This is a genomic window from Acinetobacter sp. NIPH 542, from assembly GCF_000369825.1.
Classification (GTDB): Bacteria; Pseudomonadota; Gammaproteobacteria; order Pseudomonadales; family Moraxellaceae; genus Acinetobacter; species Acinetobacter oleivorans.
Window position 1 is genome coordinate 177,855 of sequence record NZ_KB850206.1, and the last position, 22,023, is coordinate 199,877.

Here is a 22,023-nt window from a genome sequence, read left to right on the forward strand (position 1 = left end):
ATGACACCGATGTTGCACAATAGCATAAATTTAGCGAAATGATGATCTGATATGTCTTTCTTTGCATTGGGTGTCAACCATCAAACAGCTTCTGTCGAACTCCGCGAAAAAATTGCTTTCAATGCAGAGCGATTAAGTCGTTTGCTTGCCGAACAAAACCATCACCAGAACTTAAAGGATTTGGTGGTCGTTTCGACGTGTAACCGCACAGAAGTGTATGCCATGGCAGAAAATGCCGAAAGCCTTCTGAAATGGTTAGCCGATGCCAATAATATTGATGTACAGCACTTAATTCATCATGTTTATCGTTACGAGAACACGCAGGCTATTACACATTTAATGCGAGTAGCGAGTGGTCTTGACTCTCTCATGCTGGGGGAGCCGCAAATTTTAGGGCAGGTTAAAAGTGCTTTAGCATTGTCTAAAGAAGCTCAAACGGTCTCTCCTGAATTAAACAGTGTTTTTGAATATGCTTTTTATGCTGCTAAGCGTGTACGTTCCGAAACTGCGGTAGGAAGTCATGCCGTTTCGATGGGATATGCCGTTGCTCAATTAGCTTTACAGGTCTTTAGTAAGCCCGAAAAACTTACTGTAATGGTTGTTGCAGCAGGTGAAATGAATAGTTTGGTTGCTAAGCACTTGGCTGAAATGGGTGTTGCCAAAATTATTATTTGTAACCGTAGTCGTGAGCGTGCTGACCAATTGGCTCAAGAGATTTCACATCAAGTTGAAGCTGAAATTATTGATTTTTCAGCATTAGCTGAAAATTTATATCGTGCTGATGTTGTGTCGAGTTGTACTGGTAGCTTATATCAAGTTATTGCTTATCCAGATGTTAAGGCTGCATTAAAGAAACGTCGTTATCAACAAATGTTAATGGTTGATTTAGCTGTGCCTCGTGATATAGATCCTAAAGTTGAAGCGCTTGATGGGGTCTATTTGTATGGTGTTGATGATTTACAAAGCGTGATTGATGAAAACCTTGCTCAACGACGTCAGGCCGCTGTTGAAGCAGAAGTCATGGTTAATCAGTTAGCTACCCAGCTTATTACGCATCAAAAAGTTAAAGAGGCTGGCAGCACAATTCATGCTTACCGCCAACATAGTGAAGAAATTAGCCAACAAGAGCTTACGCACGCATTAGAGGCTTTGCATCATGGTGAAAATGCTGAACAAGTATTACAGCAATTCGCACATCGTTTGACGCAAAAGCTTATGCATCCGACATCTATTTTGCTACGCGAAGCTGCCAAGGCAGAAAATCCTGATTATTTAGAATGGCTACAACAGCATTTACAGGACGTCTTTGATCATGAGCGTAAGCCAAAACATTAAGACAACAGTCTTAAGCTAATTTGTTTTGTTAGTTCATTGAGTTGCTGTCTTAGATTTCTTGATTCAATCAGAGAAATCGGTGACTTAAGCTTTTGACGTAAATATCTTTCTTTTAAGCCTAATGCATATTCTTGAGCTAACTTGTCAGCCACTTCAGGTGCTTGAGTTAATGCCTGGATATTGGTTCTTTGCATAATATCTGCAATTTCATGGCAATAACTGCTACATGCACCTAAAACATAATAAGTCGCTAGCTCTTGGTCATCAGGCAACTCATCAAATATACGATTTAAAGTTGCTAATATTTTAGCCAATAACTCATCTTGGGGAATATAAGCACGTAATCCTTCAAAATGAATATAAAGGAATGGATGGTGCATCAAAATTGCGACAGCAAAGTCTTCATCTTTCGTTTGAATATTAAATGATAACGATGCATCGTGACTAATTTGTGGGGTAAAACGCTTACCTAAACCTAATTTTTCACGGAAAGATTGATTAAGTAAATAGCGGAAAGAGCCCTGTTTGGGTAGTAGTTCAGTCAGTTCTCTGAGTTCACCCATGACCAAGCTTTTGCCTTCAGGGGTGCTAATATCGTGTTGACCTGTTAAATGGGCAAACACAAAATCAGACAAAAGAGGGGCCTGTTGTAATAGTTTCTGGAAATTTTCAAGCCCTTCACGACGGATAAGAGAGTCCGGATCGTGGTCATTTGGTAGAACGAAAAATTTGAGTTCACGGCCATCATTGAGAAGTGGTAAAGCAATTTCTAGCGTTCTTCGTGCTGCTTTTTGACCTGCAGCATCGCCGTCAAAAGCAATGGTAATTCGGCTATTTTGTTTAAATAAAATATTAAGATGTTCTGTATTGCTTGCAGTCCCTAATGTTGCGACAGCCCCTGTAATGCCATATTGCTGAAGCGCAATGACATCCATGTAACCTTCAACCATTAACCAGTCGCTAGACTTAAGTTTTCTGCCTTCATAAAGTCCGTAAAGTAGCTGATTCTTGTGAAAGACCTCTGAGTCAGGTGAGTTGATGTATTTAGGTTTGATTTCATCATTTAAGGCACGTCCACCAAAACCAACGACGCGGCCTTTAGGATCTCGAATCGGGAAAATGACACGGTCACGTAATAAGTCAAAATCACGACCACTATCGCTTGAACGAATAAGTCCAAGCTGTTTTAAACCATCAATATCATAAGGAAAAGCTTTTTCTAAGTGTTGCCAGTCTTCTGGTGCATAACCCAAGCGCCAAAACTGAATAGTCTGATTAGTTAAGCCACGTTGTTTAAAGTAGTTTTTTGCCTTTTGACTATTAGGTAATTGGTGCTCATAGAACTGAGCAACATTTTCCAGTAAGTCATATAAATTACCTTCTTGAACTGGTTCATCAAAACTAAAAGGCTGCTCAAATTGAGCAAATGGATCATCAAAAAATACAGGTTCAAGCGTGTTATAACTTTCATCAGTTGGTTGTTGTGGAGTTGGAGTTACAGGCTCCGCCGTATTTGCTTTAGCAACTGGTGGTTTCGTAACCTGACGGGTATAAGACAGCTTTTTATTTTCAGTATTATCTTTCGGTAGTTCGACTCCAGCGCTACTCGATAGCTCCTTCATGACATCTATAAAATTTCGGTTATCAATGTCCATAAGAAAACGGATCGCGTTCCCGTTAGCCTGACAACCAAAGCAGTGATAATACTGCTTGTCGCGATAGACATGGAACGATGGCGTTTTTTCTTGATGAAAAGGGCAACAGCCGGAATATGTACGTCCCGTCTTTTTCAGTTTCACACGTTGACCAATCAGATCGACAATATCTGTTCGATCTAAAATCTGATCAATCGTATGTTGTGGAATTGCCATAATTCAGATAACCGTATTAAAACTGATGAGAGAGTGAGTCAGAATATTCTGACATGATGAGGCAAGATCTACACAATAAATATTTTAATATTTTATAAAAACAAACAGGCAAGTGGTATCACTTGCCTGTTTATTGGTGCTTTTTAAAATTTGTAACTTATTGAGCAGCGTCGCTAGTACCTTGCGTTGCATCATCTGACTGAGTGTCAGTCGATACATCTGTAGAGCTAACAGCAGCTGGAGCAACAGTTGTATTTTCTGCGGGTTGTGGCTCAGGTTTATCTAATAAACCGAAGCTTAAACGATTTGTCCAACTACGCTCTGACTTTGGCGCTTCAACAGTTGTTTTTTCTGGTTCTTCAGTTTCTTCTTTATCTGAATTACCAATTAAACCAAAGCTTACGCGATTGAGGAAACCACGTTTTGGAGCTTCTGCTTCAGCTGTGCTTTCTGGAGTTGCAGCCGTAGATTCACGACCAAAAATACCTAAGGTCGCACGGTTAATCCAGTTACCTTCTTTACGTGCAGCACGCATGTTAACTGTGCCGTCTTTTTTCACCAAGTTAGGGTAATTAAGCTTTAAAACTTCAATATATTGTTGTGAAGTCGCTTTATCGCCTAATTGGTTATAGCTATATGCCAAAGTCGCTAATGCTTCTGGAACTTGAGGAGTTTGTGGATAGTGTTCAATTACCCATTGCGAACGTTCGGCAGCTGCTATCCAAGCTTTACGTTTAACGTTAAAACGCGCAGCAGTCATTTCATTTTCAGCAAGTTCTTGCCCAATGAACTTCATACGCTGAGCAGCATCAACAGAGTATTGGCTACTTGGGAAACGACGAATTAAATCAACAAAGTTCTGATAAGCAACTTTTAAATAACTCACATCACGATGAGATTGTTGCAGAGATGTATAGCGCATCAAACTGTCGTAGTTTTGCTCCATATTCGATACAGCACGAACATAGTAAGCATAATCTACATTTGGATGTTGAGGATTTAAACGAATAAAACGTTCTGCTAAGGCAATCGCGCCTTCATAATCTTTTTGTTTAAATTTTGAATATAGAAGTTCAAGTTGTGCTTGTTGTGCGTATTGGCCAGTCGGATAATAAGTATCGATTGCTTCTAAAGACTTGGTCGCATCAAGATATTGACCACGGTCAAGCGACTTTTGGGCCTTTTCGAAGTAAGCTTGTTCACTAGATTGTGGGCCACTATCGACCACTTCTTTTTTACTTGGATTGCTGCTACAGCCCACAAATGCAGACGCTACACCTAAAGATAAGGCAAGCATCGTAATTTTATAACGTGGTAGCGACATAAAAACTCCTCTGTTATGTTGGGCAATGAGCTACAATTGCGCTATTAAACCACTTTTATCTCAATGATCAAATGACTTCAGCACAATCTTCAAACACAAACTTATCTGAAACCGACTTCAATTTACTTGAAGATTCTGAGGATGCAGATAACCATACTTCTGATACAACTGCAACACGTTTATCGTTGCAAGTTCAGTTAGATGAAACCTATCTGGGACAACGTATCGATCAGGTTGCGGCCTTGGTGTGGAATGAGTTTTCACGTGAAAAGCTTAAACAATGGTTGAAGGATGGCCATCTGTTGGTGAATGGTAACATTGTCAAGCCGAAGCACCGTTGTGAAGGGACAGAGCTGCTTACACTCGAAGTTGAGCTCGAAGCACAGACCACAAGCCAACCTGAAAATATTCCACTTAATATTGTTTATGAAGATGACGATATTTTAGTCATTAATAAACCAGTAGGCATGGTAGTACATCCAGGGGCAGGCAATAGTTCTGGAACTTTAGTGAATGCCTTGCTTTATCATTTCCCAAAATTGTCGGAACTTTCTCGCGCAGGTTTAGTGCATCGTATTGATAAAGATACAAGCGGTTTGTTAGTCGTTGCCAAGAGCCTTGAAGCGCAGTTTTCTTTAAGTAAACAGTTAGCAAATAAATCGGTTTACCGTGTATATGACCTAGTTGTTTATGGAAATATTATTGCTGGCGGTACGATTGATGAACCGATCAAACGTCATCCAGTTGACCGTGTGAAAATGGCGATTTTACCGGGCGGGCGTGATGCTGTGACCCATTACAATGTAAAAGAACGCTTTAAAGATTTTACTCGTGTACAAGCTCGTCTTGAAACAGGCCGAACTCATCAGATTCGTGTCCATTTTAGTTATATCGGCTATGGACTGATCGGTGATCAGATTTATATGAACCGTGTACGTGTACCAGCAGGCGCGTCTGAATTACTCATTGATACTTTGCGTGGTTTTAAGCGCCAAGCATTGCATGCAGCTAAATTGGGCTTAAAACACCCTCGTACTGGTGAAGAAATGCTATTTGAAGCACCGTGGCCTGAAGATTTTACACATTTAGTGGATGTGTTACGTTCAGAAAACGCTGCATATTAAGGACGCGTATATGGAATTTGTTCAAGGTTTACCTCAAGGCGTATGTGTAGGACAGACACGTGTTCAACATCCTTTAGCATTAGCAACGGATCAACATGAGCTGTCTGGCTTTAATCTGGCTTTACATGTTAATGATGAGGCAAAACGTGTTCAGCAACATCGCATGATATTGCTAGATGAGTTTGCCCAGTTTGGTGTTAAAAAAATGACATGGATGACTCAAACACATAGTACGATTTGCCACACAGTAAATGAACAAATTCCTTTTAAGGCTTTAATTGGTGATGGTTTGGTCACTCAAACCAAAGGCCATGCTTTAATGATGATGACTGCTGATTGCTTACCTGTCGTGTTAGGTAACGCCGAAGGTACCGAAGTCGCAAACTTACATGCGGGTTGGCGTGGTTTAGCTGGTGGGATTGTTGAAAACACGATTGCTGCTATGCAGAACCCTCCAGCTTGGGCATGGTTAGGAGCAGCGATTAGCCAACCATGTTTTGAAATTGGGGCTGAAGTAAAAGCTGCTTTTTGTGATAAATATCCTGAGTTGAAAACAGCTTTTGTTGAAGGGGGGGCTCCAAATAAATTTCATGCAGATTTATATGCAATTGCACGTTTTATTTTGCAGAGCCTAGGTGTGAAGCAGGTTTTAGGCGGAGACCAATGTTCATATCAACAGAGCGATGAATATTTTTCTTATCGTCGTGATGCGAAGACTGGGCGTATGGCTACCTTTGTTTTTATCTAAGCTTTATAAACATCATTAAATTCACTCTCTTATTTTGTAGTCATTAAATAAAGTAAGAGAGCGTCTATTTAGCTTAAAAATATTACGATAGTGAATTGTATTGAAACGCTTCTATTTCATATTTATAGATGTAGGTTTAGCAAGCGTTAATAAAATGATAAAATAGAAAAAATCGCTCAAAATTTTAATCTTATGTCTTTGCCTGAAAAACATCTCTCAATTGTTTACCACAGTCCATATGGTCATACCGCCAAGGTGGCCTCTGCTATTGCTGCTGGTGCAGAGGTGATGGGGGTGAAAGTACACTTAATGAATATTGAGCATATTGATTGGGATGCGCTTGATGCATCACAAGGCATTATTTTCGGATCACCTACCTATATGGGAAGTATGACTGCCGATTTTAAAAAATTTATGGACAGTACTTCTAAACGTTGGAAAGAACGTGTGTGGCAAGGCAAACTTGCGGCTGGCTTTGCAAATTCGGGTGGATTAAGTGGCGATAAACTCGCGGTATTACAACAATTAAATATTTTTGCCATGCAACATGGCATGCTTTGGTCAGGTTTGCCTTTAATGACGACAGGGCATAGTGAAAAAGATTTAAACCGATTATCGAGTTGCTTAGGTTTGATGACACAGTCAGATAATGCGCCTGTTGAAATTACTCCTCCACAAGGTGATTTAGATACAGCTAAATGGTTTGGTGAATATATTGCTGGACTTTTATACAGATTAAACTAATGAAATTCACGACATAAAAAAGCCTCTGAAAAGAGGCTTTTATTTTATTACTTATGAAATATACGAGCTTTATCACGTTGCCAGTCACGATCTTTTTCGGTTGCACGTTTGTCATGAAGCTGTTTACCCTTCACAAGTGCAATCTCTAGTTTGACTAAATGACCTTTCCAATAACACGCTAGAGGAACGCATGAGTAGCCTTTTTGGTTAACTGCACCCATTAAGTGTTCAAGCTGACGTCGGGAGAGCAAGAGTTTACGGGTACGTGTTGCCTCAGGTACAACATGGGTCGAAGCCGATAATAAAGGCTGAATTTGTGAACCAAGTAAAAATGCTTCGCCATTTTTGAAAATGACATAACTTTCCGTCAAAGTCATACGCCCAGCACGTAAGGATTTTACTTCCCAACCTTGAAGTGACATGCCTGCTTCAAATTTTTCTTCGATAAAATAATCATGACGGGCACGCTTATTTTGTGCGATTGTTCCGCCATTATGTTTCGTTACTACTGTTGCTTTCGCCATAATTCAAACTTCCACAATTATGCCTATTGTGCCGTAAACTGATGCTAAGGTGAAGTTTTTCCTGCACATGAATATTTCGCCTCATGTATAACTTTTGCTAAAATAGGTTCACAATATAATTAGAGTACTAGCGGATGTCTAAAACGCGTGTAATTTATCCTGGAACATTTGACCCCATCACGAATGGACACGTTGATTTAGTTACTAGAGCATCAAGAATGTTTGATGAGGTTGTAGTAGCAATTGCAATTGGACATCATAAAAACCCTTTGTTCAGTCTAGAAGAAAGAGTTGAACTGGCCCAAAGATCACTAAGCCACCTATCAAATGTTGAATTTGTCGGCTTTGATGGTTTACTGGTTAATTTTTTCAGAGAGCAGAAGGCAACAGCAGTACTTCGTGGTTTAAGAGCGGTTTCTGATTTTGAATATGAATTTCAATTGGCTAATATGAACCGTCAACTTGATCCACATTTTGAAGCGGTGTTTTTAACACCATCTGAGCAGTATTCATTTATTTCTTCGACATTGATTCGGGAAATTGCTCGTTTAAAAGGGGATGTAACCAAGTTTGTTCCGCAAGCTGTGGTTGAGGCCTTTGAACGTAAACATCAACAAGGTTGGTAACGTGTCGTTATATATCACCGATGAATGCATAAACTGTGATGTTTGTGAACCAGTTTGCCCGAATGAAGCAATTTTTATGGGTGAGGTGATTTATGAAATTCATCCAGATTTGTGTACTGAGTGCGTTGGTCATCATGACCAACCGCAATGTCAGTTGTTTTGTCCTGTAGATTGTATTCCTAAAGATCCGCAGCATGAGGAAACAGAAGAACAGCTCTTCGACAAATATAAAAAATTAATTGCTCAAAAAAGCACGAGCAATTAGTAAATAAATTTGTTAATATGCGCCCCTGAGGTGAGCTGGATGGTCGCTGCTGTGGAGGTCTTCGTGACTGAAGCAGGGGAGGAAAGTCCGGGCTTCATAGGGCAGGGTGCCAGGTAACGCCTGGGCGGTGAAAGCCGACGGAAAGTGCAGCAGAGAGTAGACCGCCTCATTCGTGAGGTAAGGGTGAAAGGGTGCGGTAAGAGCGCACCGCGTGTCTGGTAACAGTTCACGGCATGGTAAACCCCACCAGAAGCAAGACCAAATAGGAATCCTGAGGTACGGCCCGTACTGGATTCGGGTAGGTCGCTTGAGCGTATGAGTGATTGTACGCCTAGAGGAATGACCATCCTCGACAGAACCCGGCTTATAGGCTCACTTCACCTAATTTATTTAAAATTTTTCTTGACGTGCATTAAAGAAACTAAGATAATGCGCGCACAGTTTTCGGCTATGTAGCTCAGTTGGTTAGAGCACCGCACTCATAATGCGGGGGTCACAAGTTCAAGTCTCGTCATAGCCACCATTTTATAGACCACGCTCCTGCGTGGTCTTTTTTTATGCTCATTTTTGATTAAACACAGTTTGTAAAGACCGACTTTATAGTTATGGCATTGTTTGTCTACGTCAATTTCTTCATGTTCTTATAACACTTAACAAGGATGTTGAAGACATGAAAAGGTCATTATTATTTTTAGGGATTTTAAGTTTAACAGCGGGAGTTCAAGTTTCTGCGGCTGATTTGAGTTGGGGAGATCCAACTTTAGACTCGGGTCAATTTAAAATTTCTGGTGCGGTACGCTCCCGATATTTGCATAAAGATTATGTGGTTGATGCAAATGAAGGTTCTCAAAATGATGACTGGCGACTAACCGATATTAAATTAGTGTTAGGTTATGAAAATCCAGATTGGATTGCGGGGGCGGATGCCCGTTGTTATCAATATGATCGTTTATGCGATGCAATTTTTCTAAAAAAGGCATGGGTAGGTTATAAGGTATCTGACCAGCAGAGAATCACGGCAGGTTTGCAACCCGTTGATTTTGGTTTTGGCGAATTTTGGGGAAGTAGTTATTACGAAACACTTTTAAATACAGTGGGTTTAGAAGATATCGATAATTTGGGTATCAAATATAAATTTGCAGATGATAAATATAATTTGACCTTGGGTTTCTATCCAACTGATGGTGGAAATTATAAGGGAACTTCAAAAGACTCGAGCCGTTACAGTGGTAATTTTGTTGAAGCTGATGATTTAAGTACAGGTACCCATATTGAAGAAAAAAATATGTGGATTGCGAGAGCATCTAGAAAATTTGAGATTGATGAGATTCAAAAACTTTCGACTGAGTTAGGTGGGTCAGCTTGGTATTCTGATTTAGAAAATAAAAGAACAGATGTGGATGGACACCGTAAATCTTGGAACGTTTTTGCTCAAACGCAATATCAAGCTTGGCAATGGATGTTCTTGGCAGGTAAGCAAGATGTCACCAATAGCGACGATTTATTCCCTAATAGTTCAACGATTGGTGCGTTCGACTATCCATATCAAGTCGCCAATAAAGGTAAGTATTTAGTCAATGAAATTAACTATACCTTTGCTCAGCCATTCCATCAGATTGAAAACATTAAACCTTATATCTCTCATAGTCGCTTTTTTAAAGACGAGGATGGCTATAAAGACTCTGAACGTTTAATTGCAGGAGTTTATTTTAATTACAAAGCCATAGGTATTCAGGGTGAATACATTATGAGTAAAAATGATCCAATGGTGGGCGGTGGGGCCGATGGTCTTGCACAAGGTAGCAGTAATGATTGGGATAAATTATTTTATCTCTCAATTGGATATTATTTCTAAAATTTAAGAGCAATTTATTGCCCTAAGTGAATAGGCTTCACTTAGGGCTTTTTTATAGAAAGACTTTTTCAGGCGGAGGTTCACGTTTGACTGCGGGTGAAATGAGTTGTCCTCGGCTTAAGTTTTGTACATGTTGCAATCGATTAAGTAATTCATTTTGAATGAACAAAATGCAAGTTTGTAATTTAGACGAGCTTTTGAGTCGCGATGGATAAACTGCCCAAACATCCGCGTCTTGCCAATATTCAGGCAAAATATGCTGAAGTTGGCCAGTAATCAATTCGTCTGCAACGTCCCAAATTGATCGGAAAATAATACCGTGGCCTTCTATGGCAAGCTGATGAATAATTTCGCCGTTATTAGAAACAAAGCGTGGTTTGACATGAACCGAGACATCTTCAGAAGTATGTCGAAATTTCCATAGCACAGACGATTGATCACGTTCACTAATGGTCAGACAATCATGTGTTTGCAAGTCTTCAATGCTGTCTGGTACGCCGTGTTTAAGTAAATAGCTCGGTGCTGCACATAAAATTCGAAAATTAGAAGCTAACTTCTTCGCAATCATGTTTGGCGCAATTTCATTACCAATTCTAATATCCAAATCAATACTGTGTTGAATCAAGTCCTTGGTATTGTCGATGGTGTCAAAATGAATCTGAAGCTTTGGATAAAGCATCATTAATTTAGACAGAATTGGTGCGATATGCTTTCTGCCAAAACCAAAACTACTAATAATATCCATACGACCTGTGGGCGTACTAAGCGGGTTATTGACCAGTTCACAGACTTCATCAAATTCTTCAAGAATATTCGAAACTCTTTCAAGAATAAGTTTGCCATCTTCCGTCAGGCTGACATGACGCGTGCTGCGATGAAAAAGTTTGCAGCTCAACGTGTTTTCTAAAATATTAATTCGCTTGCTAATAAAAGCTGGCGATGTCCCAAGTTCCTCAGCAGATTCAACAAAACTTTTTAGTTTGGCGACTGTGCAAAAAACCTTTAAATCCGATAGGTTAGGTAGATTATTCACGATCCGTGTCCATTGGAGTGATAGTTCCGTTATTGATCATTTTTGCTTAAAACATCATGTTTAAGCCATACAAGGATATTAGTTGAAGGTGTGAAGGAAGCTTATGGCAAAAAGATATAAAGTTGCCACGATTGCAGGCGATGGCATTGGTTTAGAAGTTCTACCAGAAGGCATTAAGGTTGTAAAGGCAGCGGCAGAGAAGCATGGCATTGAGCTTCAACTCGATGCTTTCGATTGGGCAAGCTGCGATTACTACCTTGAGCACGGCAAAATGATGCCAGATGACTGGTTTGAAACTTTGCAAGGTTACGATGCAATTTATTTTGGTGCTGTAGGCTGGCCAGATAAAGTGCCCGACCATATTTCACTTTGGGGCTCGCTACTTCAGTTCCGTCGTCGCTTTGACCAATATGTGAACTTACGCCCAGTGCGTTTAATGCCGGGTGTTAAATGTCCCTTAGTAGGTAAAAAACCGGGCGACATCGACTTTTACGTGGTCCGTGAAAACAGTGAAGGTGAATATTCAGCTATTGGTGGTAAAGCTTTTGAGGGAACAGATCGAGAATTTGTTTTACAAGAAGCCGTATTTACGCGTCATGGTGTAGATCGAATTTTGCGTTATGCATTTGAGTTTGCAAATCAGCGTGATGCGAAAAAAATTACTGCAGCGACTAAATCAAATGGTATTGCTGTCAGCATGCCGTACTGGGATGAGCGCGTTGATGCGATGGCAAAACAATATCCACAAATTCAAGCTGATAAACAGCACGTTGATATTTTAGCGGCTCGTTTTGTGTTGCAACCTGAGCGTTTTGATGTGGTTGTGGCATCGAATTTATTTGGCGATATTCTTTCCGATTTAGGCCCTGCATGTACGGGAACCATTGGTTTGGCTGCTTCAGCAAATTTAAACCCAGAAAGAAAATTTCCATCGTTGTTTGAACCTGTACATGGTTCAGCACCAGATATTTACGGTAAACAAATTGCCAATCCAATCGCTGCGATTTGGTCAGGTGCCATGATGTTCGAGTTCTTTGGTGAAGAAGATGAGCGTTGCATTCAAGCAGGTCAGGACATTATGCAGGCGATTGAGAATGTCTTAATTAATGGGCCAAAAACAGCTGATATTGGCGGTCAGGCAAAAACTTATGAGGTAGGAGATGCAATTGCATCGTGTGTAGCCCAAATTAAAATGGACGTGTTCGCTATGGAATAACGCCATCCAAAAATGGATGTATGGATATGGATAATCAAAACACAAAAATTTATACGGATAAAGTTCTTGCCGTAACCAGTTTACTGTTTGTATTTATTTCAGTTGCTGGTTTGGCGATTTATTCGCAAGAGTCGATCAAGATTGCTGCAACATGGATGCAGTGGACGACATCGGTATTTACAACCCCAGTATTACTGTTTGCTTTTTTAGCTATCATTTTTACTTTTGGTCTGGCCTTTAGTAAATACGGCAAAATCAAACTAGGTGAAGGAAAGCCTCAATACACCACGATGTCATGGATTTTTATGTTCATCTTGTCTGGTATTGGATCTTCTACAATGTACTGGGGCTTCTTGGACTGGGCTTACTATTATCAAACTCCGGGTTTGAGCTTACCGCCTGAGTCAGCAGAAGCTTTGAAATATAGCGTGGCTTACTCATTTTTTCATTCTGGTTTAAGTGCTTGGGCAATTTATGCATTGGCATCAATTTCTTTGTGCTACAGCTACCATGTGAGAAAAAACAAAGGTTTAAGTTTGGCTTCTGTGATTGAGGCTGTGACGGGCTTTAAATCAACTGGCGTGGTTGGACGTTTAGTTGACCTTATGTTCTTGCTTTGCATGTTTGGTGCATTGACGATTTCATTAGTACTCACCGCCGTGACATTTACCAATATTTTGTCTCAGCTTACAGGTATTCCAAATACCTTTATGACTAAGGTCATCATTATTTTAGGTGTTTCGGTTCTGTTCGCACTCAGTTCTTATGTGGGCATGGATAAAGGCATGCAGCGTTTAAGTCACATGGTGTGCTTGGGCGTGGTGTTATTTGCGATTTATGTACTTTGCTTTGGTCCAACACAATTCATTTTGAATAATTCATTAATGAGTTTTGGATTAATGGCAACCAACTTTGTTGATATGAGTCTGTTTACCGACCCAATGGGTGATGGCAAATTTACTCGTGAATGGACTGTATTTTACTGGTTGTGGTGGATTTCATATGCACCGGGTGTGGCACTGTTCGTAACGCGTGTTTCGAAAGGCCGTACCATTAAAGAAGTGATCTTTGCCATGGTGATTGGTGGCAGTGTCGGCCTTTGGTTCATCTTTGGTGTGTTTGAAAACTATAGCGTTTATAGCTTTATTCATGGAGCTGTAAATGTACCGCAAATCTTAAGCCAACAAGGTGGTGAGGTTGCGATTGGTCAATTGCTCAGTCTGTTACCTGCCGGAAAACTCATGATGTGGATTTTCCTCGGCATTATGGTGGTGTTCTTAGCTGCACATATGGATGCGGTAGGCTATGCAGTTTCGGCAACATGTACACGTGGTTTAAGTGAAGGACAAGATCCATCGCCAAATGCTCGTTTGTTCTGGTGTGTCATGCTGACTTTAGTTCCAATTGCCATGATCTTTAGTAAGGCACCTTTAGACACCATGAAAACAGCAACCATTGTGACGGCTTTACCATTCATTGTGATTATTCTGATTCAAACCTATGGCTTAGTGAAATGGTTGATTCAGGATTATGCCAAAGTCCCATCGCATTTAATTGAGCAACAAGGTTATGATGAGCAAGAAATTGGTTTAAACCAGTCTCAAGATGAACATGCAAAACGGATGCAGCTTGAGCTTGCAAGCTCAATCAAACTGGACAGAAAAACCAGCTAGAGGGAACGGTAATGACTACACATGAACAGACCACTTATGCCTTAAGTGAAGAAATGCAAAGCCTAGTGTACTGGAGCAGCATTTATTCACCAGCAGATGCAGATATTGAATCAGTCCGTGCGGCCTATGACGCGATGTGTCGACACTACACTTTGCCACGTGATGGCAAGATTGAAGTAGAAGATCGCTTTGTTGCAAATGATGAGCATCAAGTTCCTGTTCGTGTGTATTTACCAAAAACTGATCGACCTGAGTCTGGTTGGCCTTGTGTGTTGTATTTACATGGCGGCGGTTGGATGGTTGGTGGGCTCGATTCACATGAATTTATTACCAGCTATTTGTGTCAGGACTTAAATGCAGTTGTCATTAGCGTAGATTACCGCATGGCACCAGAGCATCGCTTTCCGGCAGCTTATGAAGATTGTTTAGCAGTTTATCAATGGCTTAAAAAGCATGGTTCAACTTGGCAGATCGATAGCGAAAATATCGTTCTAGCAGGGGATAGCGCTGGGGGTAATTTAGCAGCAGCCCTTGCAGTGCATCTACAGCATAGTGGTATGCAAGCTCAAGGACTGGCTTTGGTTTATCCGTGTTTAACTACAGCGCTTGATACACCAGCCGCACAAAAGCATGCCCATGCGCCGTTGTTAACAACGGAAGATATGCATTTTTATTTAAAGGAATATGCTCCTAACTCACAAGATTGGCAGGATTTACGTCTAGCGCCTTTATTGGCAACTGATTTTTCAGATATGCCTACAAGTTTTGTGGCAGTTGCAGAATATGACCCTTTAAGTGATGACGGTTATCTCCTTACTCAAAAATTGGAACAAGCAGGAATTTCGAGTGAGTTCCATTTAGGCAAAGGTTTATTACATGGCAGTTTACGTCTTATGCGTGATTGCCCAGAAGTTCAACAGTTATATCAAAACATGCTGAGTGCGATACGCCGCATGTCGAGCAGTGTCGAAAAGACATCAATTTAATATCGAGTCATTTGGACGAAAAGAATTTAATGGAGTAATAACATGAATGCAGTTGAAAAATTACCTGAAGATTTTTGTGCAAACCCAGATGTTGCATGGACTTTTCCTAAAGTTTTCTATACTTCATCGCAAGTTTTTGAGCATGAGAAAGAAGCAATCTTTGCTAAAAGCTGGATTTGTGTTGCACATGGCAGTGAATTGGCACAACCAAATGACTATATTACCCGTAAAGTAATTGGTGAAAATATTGTCATCATTCGCGGTAAAGATAGCGTTTTACGTGCGTTTTATAATGTCTGTCCGCATCGTGGTCACGAGCTTTTAAGTGGTAGTGGTAAAGCAAAAAATGTAATTACTTGCCCATATCATGCTTGGACTTTTAAGCTAGACGGTAGCTTAGCCTTGGCGCGTAACTGTGACCATGTCGAATCTTTTGACAAAGAAAATTCAAGCATGGTGCCTTTAAAGGTTGAGGAATATGCAGGCTTTGTTTTCATTAATATGGATGAAAATGCGACATGCGTAGAAGACCAACTTCCTGAATTTGCTGAGCGTTTAAATCAAGCATGTAGTGTAATTAAAGATTTAAAATTGGCAGCACGCTTTGTGACAGAAACTCCAGCAAACTGGAAAGTTATTGTCGATAACTACTTAGAATGTTATCACTGTGGGCCTGCACATCCGGGCTTTGCTGACTCTGTACAAGTTGATAAATATTGGCACACAACACATCAAAACTGGACATTACAGTACGGTTTCGCGCGTTCGTCAGAGAAATCATTCAAGCTTGATCCATCAATAACAGATCCTGAGTTTCATGGTTTCTGGACTTGGCCTTGTACTATGTTCAACGTACCACCAGGCAGCAATTTCATGACGGTGATCTATGAGTTCCCCGTGGATGCAGAAACGACTTTGCAGCACTACGATATTTACTTCACGAACGAAGAACTCACTCAAGATCAGAAAGACTTAATTGAGTGGTATCGCAATGTATTCCGCCCTGAAGATTTGAACTTGGTCGAAAGCGTACAACGTGGTTTGAAATCACGTGGTTATCGTGGTCAAGGCCGTATCATGACTGACAAACAACGCTCAGGAATTAGTGAGCATGGTATTGCTTACTTCCAACATCTGGTGGCGCAGCATCACAAATAAAACAAATGGATTTATTCAGGTGTAAAGATGACTTACACCTGATTCTTCAGTTAGGAAGATGATATGTCGAGTTTACAAAGCACAGAATTATTTCAGCAACAAGCCTATATTAACGGGCAATGGTTAGCTGCACAGTCAAATGCATCGGTTCCAGTGACTAACCCAGCAACAGGCGAAGAAATTGGCACAATTCCAAATATGGGAGCGGCTGAGGCGACTCAAGCAGTTGAGGCTGCTTATACGGCTTTACAAAGTTGGAAAGCTTTAACTGCCCAAAACCGTGCAGATATTTTATTGGTTTGGTACAAACTGGTTCTAGAACATACCGATGAACTTGCTTTAATCATGACTATTGAACAAGGTAAACCTTTGGCAGAGGCGAAAGGCGAGGTGCGTTATGCTGCATCATTTATTCAATGGTTTGCCGAAGAAGGTAAGCGTATTTATGGTGATGTGATTCCAACCGTCAATAACCAGCAGCGTTTTATTATTAGTAAAGAACCTGTGGGTGTGGTGGCTGCCATTACGCCGTGGAATTTCCCAATCGCCATGATTACTCGTAAAGCAGCACCAGCTTTAGCAGCTGGATGTACGGTCGTGATTAAGCCAGCGAATGAAACGCCTTATTGTGCTTTAGCGATTGCGAAGCTTGCAGAAAAAGCAGGTATTCCGGCTGGTGTGATTAACGTCGTTACAGGTAAATCACAAGAAATTGGTTCGGTATTTACTTCACATGAAAAAGTGAAAAAATTGACCTTTACTGGCTCAACTCCAGTAGGGCGTTTATTGATGCAGCAGTGCTCAAGTACCATTAAAAAATTAGCGCTTGAGTTGGGCGGAAATGCTCCTCTGATTGTGTTTGATGATGCCGATTTAGATAAAGCTGTACAAGGTGCGATTTTTGCTAAGTTCCGTAATGCAGGCCAGACCTGTGTTTGTGCTAACCGCATTTATGTACACGACAATATTTATCAAGCTTTTGCCGAGAAGTTTGTACAAGAAGTACAAAAGTTTAAAGTTGGTAATGGGCTTGAAGATGGCGTGCAAATTGGCCCATTAATTAATGAAAAAGCTGTGTTAAAAGCACAGCAGTTGATTGATGATGCGGTAAGTAAAGGAGCTAAAGTTGCTTGTGGTGGTAAACAACATGCTTTAGGACAAACCTTTTATGAGCCATCGGTTTTAACTAATGTTGACCGTACGATGGAAATTGTCCAAGAAGAAATTTTTGGTCCCGTTGCACCACTCATTCGCTTTACAGATGAAGCAGACGTCGTGGCTCAGGCAAATGACACCATTTTCGGTTTGGCTGCTTATGTTTATAGCGAAAATATTTCACGTTTATGGCGAGTATCAGAACAGCTTGAATATGGAATGGTCGGTATGAATGCAACAGCAATTTCAAATGAAGTTGTACCATTTGGTGGTGTGAAGCAATCAGGTGTTGGGCGTGAAGGCTCAAAGTATGGTCTTGAAGAGTTCATGACCATTAAATACATGTGTTTAGGGCTTTAAGGATAAGCCCTAGCAATAAGAAAATGCGGTAAAAGAAGGATTCTAATATGGCTAGTCATTATGAAATGTTCCCGGCAGTTGTTACTCATGTGGAGCAGCTTACCCCTTTAATCAAACGGTTTACGTTCAAACGTCAAGATGGGCAGAACTTTCCTCGATTTAGTGGGGGAAGCCATATTATTGTCAAAATGAATGAACAGCTTTCAAATGCCTATTCATTAATGAGCTGTACGCAAGATCTATCGACTTACCAAGTCTGTGTTCGTAAAGACGTGGAAGGTAAGGGCGGTTCGGTTTTTATGCATGATCAATGTAATGAAGGCTGTGAAATTCAGATTTCAGAACCAAAAAATTTATTTCCATTAGCTGAGACAGGCAATAAACATATCTTAATTGCAGGTGGTATTGGCATTACACCATTCTTGCCACAAATGGATGAGCTTGCAGCACGCGGTGCTGAGTTTGAGCTACATTATGCTTATCGTTCACCTGAACACGCTGCTTTGTTAGATGATTTAAAACAGAAACATGCTGAGCATGTGTTTAGTTATGTTGACTCAGAAGGTTGCGCATTAAATTTGGATGAACTGATTTCATCACAACCTAAAGGTACACATGTCTATGTTTGTGGACCGAAACCCATGATTGATGCTGTGATTGATTGCTGTAATAAGCATCGTTACCGCGATGAATATATCCACTGGGAACAATTTGCTTCAACAGTTCCTGAAGATGGTGAAGCGTTTACGGTGGTACTTGCTAAGTCTAATCAGGAAATTGAAGTACAAAGTAATCAAACAATTTTACAAGCCATCGAAACATTAAATATTGATGTGGAATGTTTGTGTCGAGAAGGGGTTTGCGGTACATGTGAAACTGCTATTTTAGAAGGTGAAGCAGAGCATTTCGATCAATACTTAACTGATGCAGAAAAGGCTTCACAAAAGAGCATGATGATTTGTGTATCAAGAGCAAAAGGAAAAAAACTAGTATTAGATCTCTAATATATTTCTTTGGTTGATCAACTGTTTAAAGTGAAAATTTGCTAAAAAATGAACAAATAATGATGATCTGAATCTTATTTGTTCATTTGATGGAATTTAGTGGTTTTGAACTCTTGACCTGCTATACAGAACTATAGATAATGCGCACACAGTTTACGGCTATGTAGCTCAGTTGGTTAGAGCACCGCACTCATAATGCGGGGGTCACAAGTTCAAGTCTCGTCATAGCCACCATTTTAAAAACCATGCTCATGCATGGTTTCTTTTTATCTGCTTTTTACATATTAAAATGTTTTTCAATCGTATCGAGTGTTTTTGAGCTTTGATAAAAAGGAGCTAAAAGCGCTTGTAATAATGGTTCTAAAATACCGTGTTCATTAAAGGCATTCATAACCTTCGGATAAAAACGTAAAGCTTCAGTTTGTAAGTCGCTTTCGGTTAAACCAATCTCACTTAATACTTCAAATAAACTCTGGTCTTTATAAAAGTCATAAAAAACTTCGACACCATACAAAATCAGATCTTGCATAAATTGCGATTGGCGTAATTCTTTCCAGTATTCGTAAATTAAAACAAAAAACTCTTCAACATCGAGAGGAGTGAGCTGCTTCATAAACTCATACATTTTTTTATGTCTAATATCTTCCCACACATGACGCACTAGGCTTTCTAAATCTTCACTCGATAAAAGACTTAATTCTGTGAGTTGTTCATGAATAAAGCTGGCAATCCAGGTTTCAAGTTTATGCTCAAGACGTTGTTGCTGTAGAAAGGAGAATTTTTTGAGTTTGTGTTGCCATTCAAAGTGATAGTCATCAACTCTAGATGTGCTTAGAAATTTTGGTAATTTTTGTTCTAAGGTTGAGGTTGCAATATATTGGCAAAGTTGTTGTACAGAAGGACTACTTCTTAAAAACTGATTGAGATAAAGAGGAATATGTTCCATTTCTAAAAATTTGGAGAGCCACATTTCAAATTGGTGGTCAGATACCAAATCTTGTAGCTGGATTGGAGACTTCATGGCAGATAAATAAATACGCTGCGCAATTTCCCCAATAAACTCAAGTAAACCAGCACCTAACTGCATTTCAAAAGCATAACGTTTCACAACGGCTTGTAGTTGCTCTAAATCAACAACTTCATGAAGTTTTATTTCGTCAGCATGTTGCATAAACAGTTGGATGAACTGCTGGAAATAAATAGGCGAGTTTTCTATAGATAATTGTTTTTTGAAAAATTCCACTTGCTCAAGCAAAAGTGCTCGAGCAAGTGCTGTAGTTTTTGATGAGTTTTCCTGCTCAGTCATTCGCTGTCCAACCGTTGACAATCGGATAACGTCGTTCACGACTAAATGCACGAGAAGTAATTCTCGGCCCAATCGCGCCTTGACGACGTTTATATTCATTACGATCAACTAAACGGATAACTTTTTCAACTACTTCTTTATCAAAACCTTTGGCAATAATATCTGCCTGACTTAAATCTTCTTCAATGTATGCATAAAGAATGGCATCTAATACATCATATGCTGGTAAAGAGTCTTGGTCTTTTTGGTCTGGGCGAAGTTCTGCTGAAGGTGGACGAGTAATAACACGTTCAGGAATAACAGGAGTTTCACTTAAGCTATTACGGTATTTTGCTAATTCAAATACGATAGTTTTATAAACATCTTTTAGAACTGCAAAGCCACCAACCATATCACCGTAAAGTGTACAGTAGCCAACTGAAAGCTCAGACTTGTTGCCAGTAGCGAGTACTAAATTACCAAATTTATTTGATAAGCCCATGAGTAATGTGCCGCGTGCGCGCGCTTGTAAGTTCTCTTCGGTCGCATCTGCTGGTGAGTTGCCAAAGAAAGGATACAAGGTTTGCATAAAGCTATTTACAACTGAATGTATTTCAGCAATACCGAAAGTTACACCCATACGACGAGCCTGTTCTGCTGCATCTTCCACACTAATTTGAGACGTATAAGTATAAGGCATCATTACGGCTTGTACTTTTTCTGCACCAATTGCATCAACAGCAATAGCAAGTGTAAGGGCAGAATCAATACCACCAGATAAACCTAAAATTACACCAGGAAAACCTGAACGCTCTACATAGTCACGTGTTGCCAGAACTAAACCTTGATAGATCTCTGCAAATGTTTCTAAAGGAGGTGCTGATTCCGTGACTTTAAACGCTTTGTTTTTTGGGTCAAATTCAGCGATGTAGAGGTCTTCTTTAAAGCTTGGTGCTTGTAAAGCAATTCCACCATCTTTATTGCTTACAAAACTTGTGCCATCAAAAATTAAATCATCTTGTCCGCCCACTTGGTTAACATACACAATGTTGAGGTGAAGTTGTTTTGCAAGTTCACTTAAGGTTTGTGTACGGTGCTGTGGTTTACCGACTTCGTATGGTGATGCATTTAATACAAGAACAGTATCAACATTTAATTGGCTTAGCTGTTTTACGGTATTAATTGACCAGATATCTTCGCAAATCAATACGCCAAACTTATGTCCAAGATATTCAAACACCAAATGCTGGTGTCCTTTTTGGAAATAACGTTTTTCATCAAAGACGCCATAGTTTGGTAAATTGTGTTTGTTAAAAACACCCAAAACTTGACCGTCTTTCATGACAGCAGCAGAATTATAACGTTGACCATCTTCTGTCTGGTTCACAAATCCGAAAACCATGACAATATCTTTAACTTCGGCAAGTTGAGCAAAAGCCTTTTGCATACGTTTATTTAAATTTGGACGTAGCAATAAGTCTTCAGCTGGATAACCAATAACAGAAAGCTCGGGAAAAATAATCAGGTCAGCGTTTTGTTTTTTCGCCTGATTTACTTGCTCAATCATCTTTTTGGTGTTTGAGTCAATATTGCCAATATGCGGAGAAAACTGAGCAAGGGCAACTTTAAAACTTTTCATTCAAACCTAATCCTAGATCATAACGAATATAGATACACATAGTGTTGATTTTTATAGATATAATTTTTCAACGATGTGTATGATACGATATTAAACAA

At 40.0% G+C, this 22,023-nt stretch carries 19 protein-coding genes, 2 tRNA genes and 1 other RNA gene; 16 read left to right on the forward strand and 6 right to left on the reverse strand.

Annotated features, from left to right (window positions below; genetic code table 11):
- Positions 1-51: 51 nt before the first annotated feature.
- Positions 52-1,335, forward strand: a complete 1,284-nt coding sequence (hemA, locus tag F886_RS06495; RefSeq protein WP_005303084.1) for a glutamyl-tRNA reductase — start codon at positions 52-54, stop codon at positions 1,333-1,335.
- Here hemA and F886_RS06500 read toward each other — a convergent pair.
- Both F886_RS06500 and F886_RS06505 read right to left on the reverse strand, forming a co-directional pair.
- Positions 1,332-3,206, reverse strand: a complete 1,875-nt coding sequence (locus tag F886_RS06500; RefSeq protein WP_005303086.1) for a DNA primase — start codon at positions 3,204-3,206, stop codon at positions 1,332-1,334. The genes hemA and F886_RS06500 overlap by 4 nt on opposite strands.
- Before the next feature lie 157 nt (positions 3,207-3,363).
- Complete coding sequence (locus F886_RS06505; RefSeq protein WP_005303087.1) at positions 3,364-4,530, reverse strand: outer membrane protein assembly factor BamD; 1,167 nt, start codon at positions 4,528-4,530, stop codon at positions 3,364-3,366.
- A gap of 71 nt (positions 4,531-4,601) precedes the next feature.
- Between F886_RS06505 and rluD the strand changes: the two genes are divergently transcribed.
- The 3 genes from rluD to F886_RS06520 all read left to right on the forward strand — a co-directional run bounded on the left by rluD (position 4,602) and on the right by F886_RS06520 (position 7,146).
- Positions 4,602-5,654 (forward strand): 23S rRNA pseudouridine(1911/1915/1917) synthase RluD, encoded by a 1,053-nt coding sequence (gene rluD / locus F886_RS06510; RefSeq protein WP_005303089.1) that lies wholly within the window; start codon positions 4,602-4,604, stop codon positions 5,652-5,654.
- A gap of 10 nt (positions 5,655-5,664) precedes the next feature.
- Complete coding sequence (pgeF, locus tag F886_RS06515; protein ID WP_005303091.1) at positions 5,665-6,402, forward strand: peptidoglycan editing factor PgeF; 738 nt, start codon at positions 5,665-5,667, stop codon at positions 6,400-6,402.
- A 192-nt stretch (positions 6,403-6,594) separates the two neighbouring features.
- A complete protein-coding gene (locus F886_RS06520) occupies positions 6,595-7,146 on the forward strand; it encodes a flavodoxin family protein (protein ID WP_005303092.1) in 552 nt (183 codons plus the stop codon).
- A gap of 47 nt (positions 7,147-7,193) precedes the next feature.
- Here F886_RS06520 and smpB read toward each other — a convergent pair whose 3' ends face one another.
- Positions 7,194-7,670 (reverse strand): SsrA-binding protein SmpB, encoded by a 477-nt coding sequence (gene smpB, locus F886_RS06525; protein WP_005303094.1) that lies wholly within the window; start codon positions 7,668-7,670, stop codon positions 7,194-7,196.
- Positions 7,671-7,804: 134 nt separating this feature from the next.
- On the opposite strand from smpB, the gene coaD reads away from it, so the two are divergent.
- From coaD to F886_RS06545, 5 genes are all read left to right on the forward strand, one after another.
- Complete coding sequence (coaD, locus tag F886_RS06530) at positions 7,805-8,296, forward strand: pantetheine-phosphate adenylyltransferase (RefSeq protein WP_005303096.1); 492 nt, start codon at positions 7,805-7,807, stop codon at positions 8,294-8,296.
- Between the two features lies 1 nt (position 8,297).
- Positions 8,298-8,561 carry a YfhL family 4Fe-4S dicluster ferredoxin gene (locus tag F886_RS06535; RefSeq protein WP_004794186.1) on the forward strand — a complete coding sequence of 88 codons (264 nt, stop codon included), beginning with the start codon at positions 8,298-8,300 and terminating at the stop codon, positions 8,559-8,561.
- A 27-nt stretch (positions 8,562-8,588) separates the two neighbouring features.
- Positions 8,589-8,944: RNase P RNA component class A (gene rnpB, locus F886_RS19525), an RNA gene on the forward strand.
- A 63-nt stretch (positions 8,945-9,007) separates the two neighbouring features.
- Positions 9,008-9,084: transfer RNA gene (locus F886_RS06540), tRNA-Met, on the forward strand.
- A 147-nt stretch (positions 9,085-9,231) separates the two neighbouring features.
- On the forward strand, positions 9,232-10,416 hold the full coding sequence (locus F886_RS06545) for a porin (protein ID WP_005303098.1): 1,185 nt from the start codon (positions 9,232-9,234) through the stop codon (positions 10,414-10,416).
- Between the two features lie 52 nt (positions 10,417-10,468).
- Here F886_RS06545 and F886_RS06550 read toward each other — a convergent pair whose 3' ends face one another.
- The gene (locus F886_RS06550; RefSeq protein ID WP_005303100.1) at positions 10,469-11,449 is read right to left on the reverse strand and encodes a LysR family transcriptional regulator; all 981 of its coding nucleotides are present in this window, start codon (positions 11,447-11,449) and stop codon (positions 10,469-10,471) included.
- 103 nt (positions 11,450-11,552) lie between these two features.
- On the opposite strand from F886_RS06550, the gene F886_RS06555 reads away from it, so the two are divergent.
- The 7 genes from F886_RS06555 (at position 11,553) to F886_RS06585 (ending at position 19,235) form a co-directional block, all read left to right on the forward strand.
- On the forward strand, positions 11,553-12,665 hold the full coding sequence (locus F886_RS06555) for a tartrate dehydrogenase (RefSeq protein ID WP_005303103.1): 1,113 nt from the start codon (positions 11,553-11,555) through the stop codon (positions 12,663-12,665).
- A 20-nt stretch (positions 12,666-12,685) separates the two neighbouring features.
- On the forward strand, positions 12,686-14,338 hold the full coding sequence (locus F886_RS06560) for a BCCT family carnitine transporter (protein WP_081402117.1): 1,653 nt from the start codon (positions 12,686-12,688) through the stop codon (positions 14,336-14,338).
- 11 nt (positions 14,339-14,349) lie between these two features.
- On the forward strand, positions 14,350-15,324 hold the full coding sequence (locus F886_RS06565; protein ID WP_005303107.1) for an alpha/beta hydrolase: 975 nt from the start codon (positions 14,350-14,352) through the stop codon (positions 15,322-15,324).
- Between the two features lie 42 nt (positions 15,325-15,366).
- Positions 15,367-16,482: a carnitine monooxygenase subunit alpha gene (cntA, locus tag F886_RS06570; RefSeq protein WP_005303109.1), complete on the forward strand. Its 1,116-nt coding sequence runs from the start codon at positions 15,367-15,369 to the stop codon at positions 16,480-16,482.
- Positions 16,483-16,545: 63 nt separating this feature from the next.
- The gene (locus F886_RS06575) at positions 16,546-17,997 is read left to right on the forward strand and encodes an NAD-dependent succinate-semialdehyde dehydrogenase (RefSeq protein WP_005303111.1); all 1,452 of its coding nucleotides are present in this window, start codon (positions 16,546-16,548) and stop codon (positions 17,995-17,997) included.
- A 47-nt stretch (positions 17,998-18,044) separates the two neighbouring features.
- Positions 18,045-19,001 (forward strand): carnitine monooxygenase, reductase subunit CntB, encoded by a 957-nt coding sequence (cntB, locus tag F886_RS06580; protein WP_005303113.1) that lies wholly within the window; start codon positions 18,045-18,047, stop codon positions 18,999-19,001.
- A 157-nt stretch (positions 19,002-19,158) separates the two neighbouring features.
- Positions 19,159-19,235 (forward strand) — tRNA-Met (locus F886_RS06585).
- 43 nt (positions 19,236-19,278) lie between these two features.
- On the opposite strand, the gene F886_RS06590 is transcribed toward F886_RS06585, so the two are convergent.
- Positions 19,279-20,307, reverse strand: coding sequence for a hypothetical protein (locus F886_RS06590; RefSeq protein ID WP_005303115.1), 1,029 nt, complete (start codon positions 20,305-20,307; stop codon positions 19,279-19,281).
- Complete coding sequence (locus F886_RS06595) at positions 20,300-21,925, reverse strand: NAD+ synthase (RefSeq protein WP_005303117.1); 1,626 nt, start codon at positions 21,923-21,925, stop codon at positions 20,300-20,302. Before F886_RS06595 ends, F886_RS06590 begins: the two co-directional genes overlap by 8 nt.
- Positions 21,926-22,023 lie beyond the last annotated feature (98 nt).

Excerpts from the sequence above, each read along its gene's own strand:
- hemA (WP_005303084.1), top strand. The coding sequence starts at position 52 with ATGTCTTTCTTTGCATTGGGTGTCAACCATCAAACAGCTTCTGTCGAA.
- F886_RS06500 (WP_005303086.1), bottom strand. The coding sequence starts at position 3,206 with ATGGCAATTCCACAACATACGATTGATCAGATTTTAGATCGAACAGAT.
- F886_RS06505 (WP_005303087.1), bottom strand. The coding sequence starts at position 4,530 with ATGTCGCTACCACGTTATAAAATTACGATGCTTGCCTTATCTTTAGGT.
- rluD (WP_005303089.1), top strand. The coding sequence starts at position 4,602 with ATGACTTCAGCACAATCTTCAAACACAAACTTATCTGAAACCGACTTC.
- pgeF (WP_005303091.1), top strand. The coding sequence starts at position 5,665 with ATGGAATTTGTTCAAGGTTTACCTCAAGGCGTATGTGTAGGACAGACA.
- F886_RS06520 (WP_005303092.1), top strand. The coding sequence starts at position 6,595 with ATGTCTTTGCCTGAAAAACATCTCTCAATTGTTTACCACAGTCCATAT.
- smpB (WP_005303094.1), bottom strand. The coding sequence starts at position 7,670 with ATGGCGAAAGCAACAGTAGTAACGAAACATAATGGCGGAACAATCGCA.
- coaD (WP_005303096.1), top strand. The coding sequence starts at position 7,805 with ATGTCTAAAACGCGTGTAATTTATCCTGGAACATTTGACCCCATCACG.
- F886_RS06545 (WP_005303098.1), top strand. The coding sequence starts at position 9,232 with ATGAAAAGGTCATTATTATTTTTAGGGATTTTAAGTTTAACAGCGGGA.
- F886_RS06555 (WP_005303103.1), top strand. The coding sequence starts at position 11,553 with ATGGCAAAAAGATATAAAGTTGCCACGATTGCAGGCGATGGCATTGGT.
- F886_RS06560 (WP_081402117.1), top strand. The coding sequence starts at position 12,686 with ATGGATATGGATAATCAAAACACAAAAATTTATACGGATAAAGTTCTT.
- F886_RS06565 (WP_005303107.1), top strand. The coding sequence starts at position 14,350 with ATGACTACACATGAACAGACCACTTATGCCTTAAGTGAAGAAATGCAA.
- cntA (WP_005303109.1), top strand. The coding sequence starts at position 15,367 with ATGAATGCAGTTGAAAAATTACCTGAAGATTTTTGTGCAAACCCAGAT.
- F886_RS06575 (WP_005303111.1), top strand. The coding sequence starts at position 16,546 with ATGTCGAGTTTACAAAGCACAGAATTATTTCAGCAACAAGCCTATATT.
- cntB (WP_005303113.1), top strand. The coding sequence starts at position 18,045 with ATGGCTAGTCATTATGAAATGTTCCCGGCAGTTGTTACTCATGTGGAG.
- F886_RS06590 (WP_005303115.1), bottom strand. The coding sequence starts at position 20,307 with ATGACTGAGCAGGAAAACTCATCAAAAACTACAGCACTTGCTCGAGCA.
- F886_RS06595 (WP_005303117.1), bottom strand. The coding sequence starts at position 21,925 with ATGAAAAGTTTTAAAGTTGCCCTTGCTCAGTTTTCTCCGCATATTGGC.